11 protein-coding genes are annotated in these 11932 nt (G+C 41.1%); 6 read left to right on the plus strand and 5 right to left on the minus strand.

Annotated features, from left to right (window positions below; translation table 11 throughout):
- Positions 1–185 precede the first annotated feature (185 nt).
- Positions 186–2507: a molybdopterin oxidoreductase family protein gene (locus C7B62_RS06870; protein WP_106233946.1), complete on the plus strand. Its 2322-nt coding sequence runs from the start codon at positions 186–188 to the stop codon at positions 2505–2507.
- A 1-nt stretch (position 2508) separates the two neighbouring features.
- On the opposite strand, the gene C7B62_RS06875 is transcribed toward C7B62_RS06870, so the two are convergent.
- Together C7B62_RS06875 and C7B62_RS06880 are read right to left on the minus strand one after the other, a co-directional pair.
- A complete protein-coding gene (locus C7B62_RS06875) occupies positions 2509–2925 on the minus strand; it encodes a hypothetical protein (protein WP_106233948.1) in 417 nt (138 codons plus the stop codon).
- A 68-nt stretch (positions 2926–2993) separates the two neighbouring features.
- A complete protein-coding gene (locus C7B62_RS06880; RefSeq protein WP_106233950.1) occupies positions 2994–3620 on the minus strand; it encodes a molybdenum cofactor guanylyltransferase in 627 nt (208 codons plus the stop codon).
- Between the two features lie 30 nt (positions 3621–3650).
- Here C7B62_RS06880 and C7B62_RS06885 point away from each other — a divergent pair, with 30 nt between their 5' ends.
- The 3 genes from C7B62_RS06885 to recJ all read left to right on the plus strand — a co-directional run bounded on the left by C7B62_RS06885 (position 3651) and on the right by recJ (position 8016).
- Positions 3651–4040 (plus strand): hypothetical protein, encoded by a 390-nt coding sequence (locus C7B62_RS06885; protein WP_106233953.1) that lies wholly within the window; start codon positions 3651–3653, stop codon positions 4038–4040.
- A gap of 310 nt (positions 4041–4350) precedes the next feature.
- Positions 4351–5817, plus strand: coding sequence for an LCP family protein (locus C7B62_RS06890; RefSeq protein WP_106233955.1), 1467 nt, complete (start codon positions 4351–4353; stop codon positions 5815–5817).
- Between the two features lie 105 nt (positions 5818–5922).
- Entirely contained in the window at positions 5923–8016 is a 2094-nt protein-coding gene (gene recJ, locus C7B62_RS06895) for a single-stranded-DNA-specific exonuclease RecJ (RefSeq protein WP_106233957.1), read from the plus strand.
- Positions 8017–8108: 92 nt separating this feature from the next.
- On the opposite strand, the gene C7B62_RS06900 is transcribed toward recJ, so the two are convergent.
- The gene (locus tag C7B62_RS06900; RefSeq protein ID WP_106233960.1) at positions 8109–8402 is read right to left on the minus strand and encodes a nucleotidyltransferase family protein; all 294 of its coding nucleotides are present in this window, start codon (positions 8400–8402) and stop codon (positions 8109–8111) included.
- A gap of 100 nt (positions 8403–8502) precedes the next feature.
- Complete coding sequence (locus C7B62_RS06905) at positions 8503–9069, minus strand: peroxiredoxin (RefSeq protein WP_106233962.1); 567 nt, start codon at positions 9067–9069, stop codon at positions 8503–8505.
- Positions 9070–9190: 121 nt separating this feature from the next.
- On the opposite strand from C7B62_RS06905, the gene C7B62_RS06910 reads away from it, so the two are divergent.
- Together C7B62_RS06910 and C7B62_RS06915 are read left to right on the plus strand one after the other, a co-directional pair.
- Positions 9191–9568 carry a hypothetical protein gene (locus C7B62_RS06910; protein WP_106233964.1) on the plus strand — a complete coding sequence of 126 codons (378 nt, stop codon included), beginning with the start codon at positions 9191–9193 and terminating at the stop codon, positions 9566–9568.
- A gap of 95 nt (positions 9569–9663) precedes the next feature.
- Complete coding sequence (locus C7B62_RS06915; RefSeq protein WP_106233967.1) at positions 9664–9987, plus strand: DUF1664 domain-containing protein; 324 nt, start codon at positions 9664–9666, stop codon at positions 9985–9987.
- A 90-nt stretch (positions 9988–10077) separates the two neighbouring features.
- Here the strand turns inward: C7B62_RS06915 and C7B62_RS06920 are convergent.
- Positions 10078–11932: thioredoxin domain-containing protein (locus tag C7B62_RS06920; RefSeq protein ID WP_106233970.1), on the minus strand; the 1855-nt coding region annotated here is incomplete at its 5' end.

Raw genomic sequence — 11932 nt, forward strand, 5'->3', positions numbered from 1 at the left:
TTTGATTGTTAAGACACAGTATCAGCCATCTGAATCAAATATCATGATCGGCAATAGCAAACCTTGATGCCAAATATGAGTGAGTGAATAAAAGCTTTAAATATAAAAATTTGCCAGATCAACCAAATCAATAAAATCAATAAATTTAGCTACCTATAAATAAAATATTCAACTGGGAGAGAAGGATGAGCGAACCAATAAAAACCTTATGTCCTTATTGTGGCGTTGGCTGCGGTTTAGAAGTATTGCCCCCTGCACAATTAGGAAAAGCTATCAATCGAGATAATCAAGGAACTCCTCTGTGGCAAGTTAGAGGCGATCGCTCTCACCCCTCTAGCAAAGGTAAAGTCTGTGTTAAAGGAGGAACAGTCGCCGAATCGTTGGATAAAAATCGCCTCAAATATCCGATGATGCGAGATTCTCTAGACCAAGAATTTTCCCGAGTTAGTTGGGATCAGGCTTTAGCAAGAATCACCTCGCAAATGCAGCAGATCATCCAGACTCAGGGGGCGGATGGTATCTGTATGTATGGTTCAGGACAGTTTCAAACGGAAGATTATTACATTGCTCAAAAGTTACTTAAAGGTTGCCTGGGGACAAATAACTTTGATGCTAACTCTCGTCTTTGTATGTCGTCAGCGGTAGCAGGGTATATGCAAAGCTTTGGTTCCGATGGACCTCCAGCTTGTTACGACGATCTGGAGTTGACCGACTGTGCCTTTTTGATTGGCACAAACACTGCCGACTGTCATCCCATTGTCTACAATCGTCTGCGGATGCACCACAAAAAAAACCGCAAGGTGAAGATGATTGTGGTCGATCCACGCCAAACTAAAACAGCAAAAGATGCCGATTTACACCTGGCAATTCAGCCTGGGACAGATATAGATCTACTCAACGGGATCGCTCATCTGTTATTGCGTTGGGGGGAACTGGATACGTTCTTTATTGATGAATGTACTCAAGGCTTTGGTCAGTTTGTTGAGGTAATTCAGGCTTATCCACCAGAACTAGTGGCTCATCGCTGTGGAATTGAAGTCAATCAGCTTGAACAAGCAGCCCGCTATTGGGCAGATTCATCACAAGTTTTGTCTTTATGGTCGATGGGGGTTAACCAGTCTTCTGAGGGAACAGCAAAAGTTCGCACAATTATCAATTTACACCTGATGACAGGAAACATTGGTAAACCAGGCGCGGGCCCATTTTCTTTAACAGGACAGCCTAATGCAATGGGTGGTCGAGAAGCAGGGGGTCTATGCCATATTCTGCCTGGCTATCGTACGGTCACAAATCCTCATCATCGCCAGGAATTAGAACAGGCTTGGCAATTGCCCCCAGGCAGAATCAATCCGTTGCCAGGAAGAGATGCCTGGAGTATGATTACGGGTTTAGAAACAGGGGATGTTGGGATGTTGTGGGTAGCAGCGACTAATCCTGCGGTAAGTATGCCCGATCTAGTTAGAACAAAACAAGCTTTATTGCGATCGCCTTTTACCGTTGTCCAAGATGCCTACTATCCTCTGGAAACTGCTAGCTTTGCTCATGTCGTGTTGCCCGCAGCCCAGTGGGGAGAAAAGACAGGCACGATGACTAATTCGGAGCGAGTTGTCACCCTTTGTTCTCAGTTTCGCCCAGCCCCAGGTGAAGCCCGCCCAGACTGGGAAATTTTTGCAGAAGTAGGTCGTCGTTTAGGCTTTACTCAAGAATTTGACTTTGCCAACTCGGCAGAGGTTTATCAAGAATTTGTCCAGTTAACTCAAGGTCGTCCTTGCGATATGAGTGGTTTAACTCACGGCAGGTTACGCCAACAAGGCCCGATTCAGTGGCCCTGTCCTTTAAACGAGGTAACAACTACTAACAGCATTACTTTAACTTGCAGCACCGAAAAAAATATTGCTCAAGATCAAGAAGAAGTCAAAGGTCTATTTTCCAATCTGTTTCGTGCCAAAGATGAAACCCTAGCTCCTAAAAGACTCTACACTAATGGCAGATTTAATACTGCTGATGGTCGGGCAAAATTTGCCGCTCTCCATTCAAAAGGACTAGCCGAACCCATCGATCCTGACTATCCTTTTGTCTTGACTATTGGTCGCCTTTATGAACACTGGCACACCATGACTCGTACAGGTCGGATTGAGAAAATCATGAAAAAACAACCCCGACCATTTATCGAAATTCACCCCAAAGATGCTCGCAAATTAGGGATTGAAACAGAAATGATGGTAGAGATACAGTCGCGTCGAGGTACGGGGCGTTTTGCAGCTAGAGTTACCGAAGCGATCGCGCCTGGGACAGTCTTTGTGCCAATGCATTGGGGCGCATTGTGGACAGATAACGGGGAGGCAAATCTATTTACTCATCCTGAAAGCTGCCCTATCTCCCTCCAGCCAGAATTAAAAGCCTGTGCCGTTAATTTAACTCTAGCTAAATTAAAACCCGAAACCAAAAGCGACGGTCAAACAACATTTCCCAAGGTCATAGAAAAATCCCTGTCAATCAAAAGTTGAACTAAATCAGAAGTTGTTTAAATGACTCTAAAGGTATTTCTAACTCTTGAGCAGTCTTGCTCAACTGAGTTTTGAACGCTGCTGTATTAGAGCCAAAGCCACATAGTTTAGCTGCCTGTTCTAATCCCCCAGAGGCATTAGCTCCCGCACAGCTAATTAATTCTTTTCCTGTCAAGGGTTCTTCTCCTGACAGTAGCTTGCGCTGCGATTCTCCCCAAAAAGCACTGAGAGTACAAATTTGCCGATCATCTTGATTTTCAATTGACCAACGGTAAGTTACCTTTTGGGGATTAATCCGTACTTCAACTAATTTTGCTCCCATATAATACTGCATCTGGCTCAGGGTTTTTTGTCTAACTTCCACAGGATCTTTTTTATTGATGATTCGCTCTAAATGAGCCTGAGTCGGTTTAGCCATGTTTGAAAATTGAATAATTATCTGATGTCAATAATCGTTATTTTATAATTTTGACTGTAAAAATTTGACTAGGTTAAACCGTCTCCCTCTATCTTGCTGTTAATTACAGTCCAGTCTTGAGGTGTATTACAGTTAAATAGACAACTGCGATCGCTCAACACTAATTCTCTGACAGAATGCTCTGCTAACCAGGATTGAAAAGATCCTCCTCCCTCGCTGATATATTGCTCCAAAGAAGACAAACAGGTTCGCCGATAAAAACCACAAAGAGGCTCCCATCCCTTGACACTACGGGGCAAAACAGCAATTTCTGAGGGGAACACTGTTGTCAAAGCTGAGAACCACTGTTTTACTTGAGATGAAGATAAGTAAGGTAGATCACAAGCAAGTAATAATACCCATTCTGTTTCAACTAGCTTTAATCCCTGAGCAAAACCAATCAGAGGAGTATTAGAGCAAGCGTTTAAAACCAACTGTTCTTTCACAGCCTGGCAATCATGGGGCAGAAAATTCTGATACTTTTCAATCCACGGTGAAATTACATAAGTTTGAGCCGTACATTCACTAGCGATCAGACAAACGTGAGACAGCAATGTATCGCCGTTAAAACGCAATAAAGCCTTGTCTTGACCCATACGGGTGCTTTCACCTCCCGCCAAAACGATCGCCGTAACCTGATTTTTACTTAATGCCATTAGACTCTAAATTTACCAACCAATAAGACAATGAGCAATCACTCACACACTACAAAACAAACAGAACAATATCTCCAGCTATGGATTTATTTCCTACCTGTTGTCGGTGTCATTCCCGCTGTTTGGACTTTATCTCAATCTAAGCCTGAAAAAATAGCTGATTCTCAGCAGAACCCGTTAAAAAATTCCGCTCAATTAGTTCAGCAACTAAAAGCCAGTCGTTTATCTCTTAACCTAACTCTCATTTGGTTATGTGCTTATGTTCTGTTTTCCTATGGTGCTGCTGACGAGACACAAATTATTGCTTTTCGCTTTTTGTATGCCAATGCTATAGTTACCACGAGTTATTTTGTTGCCTGTACCTATTTTATTACTCGTCTAGGTAAAAAAAGACTATTTTCAGCCGCTCAGATCGACTAATTGATTGCAAATTAGTTTATAAAGACAAGGCAATTAAGGCAATTTTTTTTCCTAGCTTTACCCCCCTGTCGTTACTCGAATGAGGTAGCTAGAATTAGAAAGCATCATGCGGCCTTTAACAATCAATCAAAATAGACTGTCAAGCAAAAATTATCTTATTCAAATCTTTACCTGGTAATTGCTTGTCTAAATATTTTTTCCAGTAAATAGCTGCTAATATTATCTGACATTATATTTGTTATTTTACGTATCTTAATTTTTCTTTGAAAAACATTATTTATTGTTATCTAGGAGAAGGCTGCCAGTGTCAATGAGAAAAGCTTATGAATCGACTCCTTCGGGGCGAAAATCTACCGCTCAATTCAATTCAGTTAACTACCCACACAAGAAATTGAATAAAGGAAAAGCTATTTTAGTTGGACTGGGTTTAGCCAGTATATCGTTAGTATCAGCAGTCGTTGGTGCATTTTTAGCCGTTACGGTGTCGGACGTGCCACCGTTAAAGCAAGCAGAGCTAAGTCAGGAAGAGCAGCAAGTTTTTAGTGGCACAGATATGGTAGCTGCAAACCTTAATCTGCCCGAACTAAAACGACCCGTGAATATACTGCTGCTGGGCATTAAAGTGGTTCGCTCTGACTTGGAAAACAAAGGAATTCCCTTTGAAAAACAAAACGTTGGCTATGACCACCTCGTCAACTCTTTTCATGGTTTGAGTGACAGCATGTTGTTGTTAAGGTTCGATCCTGAAAAAGAAAAAGTGTCAGTACTTTCAATTCCTAGAGATACCCGCGTCAATATTGAAGGATATGGGGTCAGAAAAATCAATCATGCCAACGATTATGGTGGGCCTGCTTTAACTGCTAAAGTTGCCAGCGAATTACTGGGTGGAGTTAAGATCGACCGTTATGTACGGGTTAATGTTCAAGGAGTAGAAAAACTCATTGATGCTCTAGGTGGCGTTACGGTAGATGTGCCTAAAGATATGAAATACAATGACTTTAGCCAACACCTTTATATCGACCTCAAAAAAGGTGTTCAGCATCTTGATGGCGATAAAGCTTTGCAGTTTTTACGTTTTCGCTATGACGAGTACGGTGATATTTCTCGTGTACAACGTCAACAAATGCTGATGCGCTCTGCGGTAGAGCAAACCCTAAAACCAGCAACAATAGTTAAAATTCCCCAAATATTATCGGTAATTCAGTCCCATTTAGACACCAATCTAACTGTTAGAGAGTTAATGGCGCTGTCCAATTTCGCTTCTAAAACTGACAGGTCAAACATCAACATGATGATGCTTCCCGGAGACTTTAACGATCCGAATGAACGGGTGAGTTATTGGCTTCCTAATGACAGCAAAATTCATAACCTGATGACGCAATATTTTGAGTTGCCTAAAAATGATGCCGACTATGCAAAACTCGCTAATGACCGTTATGCCACATTAGAAGGTGTATCTCACATCAATACTCCCCGCATTAAAATTTCGGTTCAGGATAGTACTAACAGCCAAGAAGCCTTACAATCCTCTCTGGATATGCTGAGAGAAGCAGGTTATCGACAAGTATCTGCTAGCCAAAACTGGCAAGAGCCTCTAGCAAGAACTAGGATAATTGCTCAATCAGGAGATCATGAAGCAGCAGCAGAAGTAAAATCTATCCTTGGTCTTGGTGAAGTAGTAGTAGAAAGTACAGGAGTACTAAATTCTGATGTCACCATTCAGTTAGGTCGTGACTGGAAAAAACAACTCAATCAATCAGTGAGCAATGAGCAATAAGTAATAAGTAATGAGACAATAGGGTGGGCAAACAAGCAAATATTACTTGTATGTTTTCAATGTTTTTTATGCCCAGCTAATTAGTAATCAGTAATTATTCTCATAATGAGTGATCGCCAAATCGAGCAAGATCTTTCCCTTACTCGTAAACGTCTGCCTAACCAAAGATGGCAGATTGCCCCACCACAAGCCGAAAAAGCTCAAGAATTAAGTCTAGCTACTGGTTTATTGCCTTTAGTGGCACAAGTAATGATCAATCGTGAGATTGCTACGGCTGAGGATGCTCAGGCTTATATCGAGCCAGAATCTCTGGATTTACCCTCTCCCCTAGATGAATTCAAAGATCTAGCTATCAGCGTTGAGTTAATTAAAAATGCGATCGCCGATGAAGAAGCGATCGCCATCTGTGGGGATTATGATGCAGACGGTATGACTAGTACTGCTTTGCTGTTAAGGGCTTTAAAACATCTGGGGGCAAATGTCGATTACGCTATTCCCAGTCGGATGAAAGACGGTTATGGCATTAATAATCGTATCGTTGAAGAGTTTGCCGAAAACGGCGTAGGTTTGATTCTGACGGTAGATAATGGCATTTCTGCCTATGAACCTGTAGCAAGAGCCGTTGAGCTGGGTTTGAGCGTCATTATTACCGATCACCACGATTTACCCGAAAAACTTCCTCCTGCCGATGCCATTCTCAATCCCAAGTTATTAAAAGATACTTCTCCCTATAAAGGATTAGCAGGAGTTGGGGTAGCTTATATTTTGGCGATCGCCACTGCTCAAAGTCTAGGCAAACTCAAGGGTTTAACCAATCCGATTATGGAACTATTTACCCTAGGAACAATTGCCGATCTCGCTCCTCTGGTGGGGGTTAATCGTCGCTGGCTCAAGCGGGGTTTACGGGCATTACCTAATTCCCAGTTATTAGGTATTCAGGCATTAATCCAGGTAGCAGGAGTAGATGAAGCCCAAAAACAGCTTAAACCAGATGACATCGGCTTTCGTTTAGGGCCAAGAATTAATGCTGTAGGTCGGATTGGTGATCCGCAAATGGTAATTGAATTATTAACTACCGATGACCCTGGAATCGCTTTAGAAAGGGCAATGCAGTGTGAGCAAATTAATCAAAAACGTCGTCAACTGTGTGAGCAAATTGAACAAGAAGCGATCGCTCTGGTGGAAAATACCCCAATTCCTTGGCAGCGCGATCGCCTTTTAGTAGTAGTGGCAGCAGGTTGGCACCATGGAGTCATTGGGATTGTGGCATCTCGACTGGTGGAACGTTATGGTGTACCTGTGTTTATTGGTACTTATGAAGATCACGAAGAAGCAGAAGATCAAGAAAAAGAAAAAGATACACCTCCCTCTCCCAGAATGATTCGCGGTTCGGCTAGAAGTATTGATGAATTTAATGTATTTGATGCTCTCAACTATTGCAGTGACTTATTAGGTAAATATGGCGGACATCGTGCAGCAGGAGGTTTTAGTTTCCTCGCGGATAATCTCGAACAGGTAACTCAAAGACTCAGCGAGTTCGCCCATAAATGTCTGGAAGTAGAACATCTTAAACCTTTGGTCAAAATAGATGCTCAAGCCAGTTTAGGACAGGTTAATTACGAACTTTATCAGCAGATCGAAAGTTTGCAGCCTTGGGGAATTGGCAATAGCACCCCTGTATTTTGGACTCCTAATGTCAGAGTCATTGAGCAAAGAGCGATTGGTAAAACTCAGACTCATCTAAAACTAACCTTGCAGGAAGAGGGTTCGGCTACCCAAATCAAAGCTCTAGCTTGGCGCTGGGGAGAATATTGCCCCTTACCAGAACATTTAGATATTGCTTACAAACTGAAAGAAAACCATTGGCAAGGCAACACTAATATCGAACTTGAATTAGTAGGAGTCAAATCTCAAGTACAGCCGAGTAATAATATCTCTGCTACCAATAAACCCATTAAAAACAGTAACGTGCAAAAAGCTGTCTTTACCCATAGTGGGAGAATTTATGTATGCAGTAAAACTACCAAAGAGCTTCGCATTCGGAACGATCGCGGTAATGTATTGGCGGTTAGTCAAGGCGATCGCACTGGCTTATTAGGTAAATCTAGAGAGGTCGCAAAACAAGTAAATGTCACTCAAGCACCTTATTTTCAGTTGATTAAGGTAGCACTAGAAGCGATTAAAAAAGACAACTTTTAATGTCTGATCTTGTGAATCGCCTTAATTAAAGATTTAATTGAGCGGTTACACTGAGTGTAGATCGGAGCGATCGCTTTGATCTAAACCATCTTTCATAATTTAGTTGCTTCGTGCAAAATTCGGTTGCGAATCGCACTAGACAAACCTTGTTCCGTGACAATATCAACTTTACAGCCTAATAAATCTTCTAAATCAGCTAGTAGACCACCAGGAAACCAAGGACTAATTTTGGCTAAATCGTAATCCACTAAAAAATCAACATCACTAGTTGAAGTTTCTTCACCTCTGGCTACAGAGCCGAAAACCCTGACATTAGAAGCGCCATGTTTAGAGGCAATTTCGATAATCTTATGGCGCTTTGTTTGAATTAATGTTTTTAGTTTCATGGATTTATCTAGAAGCTAACTAGATCTCAAAACTCCTAGTAACATTGTAAGATGCGCCCTTAGTTAAGCAAGACATCTTAAGGGACTAGAGATCTAAGCATTAGGTTGATTTCTTTTGCTTTAACCAATCAATAACATCCTGAGCATTTTGATTGGGTGGAAAAACTGGATAAAATACTTTGATTATTTTTCCTGCTTGAGCGATTAAAGTTAAACGTTTGATTAGGCGCTTATTTTCCACTTCAAAAGTTGGCAATTCCAATGCTGTCGTCAATTTAAAATCTAGATCGCTTAAAAGTTCAAAGGGTAAATGAAGACGTTGTTGTGCTTCTAATTGAGCAGAAGTTTCCTGTGTACTTACTCCGTAGACTTGAGTGTTAAGTGCTTGAAGCTCTTGATAATGATCGCGAAAACTACATGATTGAGGAGTACATCCTCTAGCACCAGGAATCAAATCCCAATCTGCGGGTAGTTTGACCCCAGGTTGTCCTGTCATGGGGTAACAGTAAAGTACTATTCTGCCTTTAATGTTGGCGAGACTTATTTGGTTACCAGAAGTAGAAGCAAGAATAACATGAGGAAGGTTTTTGCCTAATAGGCGATCGCTTGCTCCATCATCTACAGGGACAGGCAAATTTGGTGGTAGTTTAGAGAAATCTTGAGTCATCGTTTTCGTATCTATCAAATTGCTGACTGTAAAGGATTATTGTCACACTTCAATTAGGGTGAGAATCGCACTAAATCTTTAGCATCAAAGTGATTTTGGAAATAGTTTCTCATTAAACATTATGCTGTGCAAAAAACTATTGCCCCTATCAATTTCGGTTATTTTAAGCTGTGGATATGTTCAAGTAGCCCAAGCAGATGTAGCTTGCGAAGACAAATTTTCCGATGCTGCTTTTGGTATTCTGGAAAAAAGACACATAGATCGCTTGAAACAAGAGTTTCTGACAGCCACAAGATCTATTAAGTCCCCTAAAACTGTCTATCTTCATGATGTACAAGCAATATTAAATTTTCCAGGAGAGCAAACCAAAACCGCCAGCAATCGAAGAATTGAGGATCGAATCTGGATCGATCAAGACGATTGTCAGCGTAAGGTTAAAGCATCATTTAGCGATCGCACATTAGTTAAAATTAAAATCTACGGTTTTTGGGGAATTTGATCTAGGGGTGTATCTTACAATATTGGTAGGAGTCTTTAGATGTAGGGTCTAAAAACTCCAAAAGATCATTTATAACCTCAATTTTGATTATACCAATGACAACCACAAACAACATTGAAATTCAAGAGTTAAAACAATTTATCAGCGATCGCTTTAATCAATTAGATCGTAAGCTTGATGAAACTAAATCAGAACTCAAACAAGATATTGGCGATCTTAAAGGGGATCTTAAAGCACTCCATGTGGAAGTTAAAGGTTTAGAGAAACGTCTTTCTAATGTCGAAATTTCTGCTAACAAAATTCCTGAGATCACTGAGAAATTTGGCGAATTAAAAAACTGGAGACAAACCGCTTTTGTGATTATTGCAGGTGTTGTCAGTGTCTTTCTCGGCTGGCTAGTTAGAGGCGGGAAAGTTTAAATTTCCTTATATCATAACTTTTGCGTCACGTCAGTTAGTAACTATGATTGCGATCGCCTATGCTGGTCTATATTTGTGTTCTATATTTTCTCAGTTTTGATTTACCTGTGTGATTTGCTCTAATATTTGCTCAATAGTAGTTGCAGGTTCTAAACAAGATGAACTGGTGCAGACTAAAGCGATCGCACCTTCAGGTAATTCCTCTTCAATTCTGTATACGCTAGTCGGTAGGTAATGAGAACTTAATTGCTCTAAATTTTCTCGATTACTTTTGACACTTGTACCATGCAGCCACCAATCTAAGGCGGTGAATAGACTAGGACAGGCTGTAGGCGATTTTTCCATTACTAAACTAAATGCCTGGAGTCCTTGCTGTGCTTGTTCTCGATATTCTAAATTATCAGTTAATAAAGACAAACGGATTAAATTAGCGATCGCAATGCCATTAGCCGCAGGGGTAGCATTATCCATATAGCTACGTTCCCTGACTAATAACTCTTTTCCAGCATCGGTGGAATTATTGTAATAGCCACCCTGTTCGATACTCCAGAGTAAATCATCAAATTCCCCTTGAATTCTTAAGGCGTGTTCTAACCATTGGGAATCTTCTGGACAAGCAGCCTGAAGATCTAATAAAGCTTTAATCAATAAGGCATAGTCTTCTGACTGAGCAGGTACTGTCGCCACGCCATCATAGTTGAGCCGTTGTAATCTACCCTCTAGCCATTGGTTTTGTAGGATAAACTGAATTGCCTTAGTGGCTAAATCTAAATAAGACTGTTCTTTAAATACACCGTAGGCTCTAGCCAATCCTGAGATCATCAGACTATTCCAAGCTGTGATCGCTTTTGTATCCGTAACAGGCGGAATACGCCCCAGCCAATTTTTGGTCTTAGCTTCCTGGTTATTTTTTGCAGGGGGAAAGATATCTATTTCGGTTACAGGTTGTCCGTAGCGTACTGTAAACAGTTTGCCTAATGTTTGTTCTAAATTATCAGATAACCTAGACTCTGATAAGCGCTGTAAGACGTTCTTACCTTCAAAGTTTCCTCTAGGAGTAACTGTAAATTCTTGCTCTAATTCGGTTAATTCTGTAGCGCTGAGTAAAGATTCTAATTCCTGATAGCTCCAAACATAAAAATCTCCTTCTTCTGGCTCAACTGCTTCTGGCGTAGTAAAATTATCGGCATCTTGAGCTGCATAAAAATAACCTTGGGGATGAGTCATTTCTCGCTTGAGCCATTGAACCGTCAAAGCGATCGCTTTTTTAATTGCGGGTTGCTCTACTCCACTACTCCATAAGTTAGCCAAATACTCGATAATTTGCCCATTATCATAGAGCATCTTTTCAAAATGAGGCACTGTCCAAGTATTATCTACGGTATAGCGATGAAATCCCCCTGCTACATGGTCGTATATCCCCCCTGTGACTAAATCTAAACCGCGCTGTTGGGATAGTGCTTGAGTATTGTAATCATATTCCTGATTTAATCTACTACCTTGTAAAGCGATCGTCGCGTAGGGAATCATGGGAAAACTGGGACGACCAAAATCATTTGGTTGAATAGCTGCGGTATTAGCATTTATACCCTGGTTAATTAAGTCTCGGTCTAAACTCGCCTCTTGATTGGCAGGTAGAGTTGCCGATTGCTGAAGATTACTAAGGATTTCGCTTTTAAAAGCCAGCAACTTTTCTGGTTCTTGGTCATAAAAACGGCGTATGGACTGAAGCATTTCCAAAAACCCAGGACGACCATATTTTGGCTCAACAGGAAAATAAGTACCGCCGTAAAAAGGCACGAGATCTTCAGGGTTTAAAAAGATATTTAATGGCCACCCCCCTTGCCCCGTCATCATTTGCAGCGCCTGCATATAGATGCTATCGATGTCTGGTCTTTCTTCGCGGTCTACTTTAATCGGCAGAAAGTTATTATTGAGATAATCG

Source organism: Pleurocapsa sp. CCALA 161 (assembly GCF_003003995.1).
Classification (GTDB): domain Bacteria; phylum Cyanobacteriota; class Cyanobacteriia; order Cyanobacteriales; family Xenococcaceae; genus Waterburya.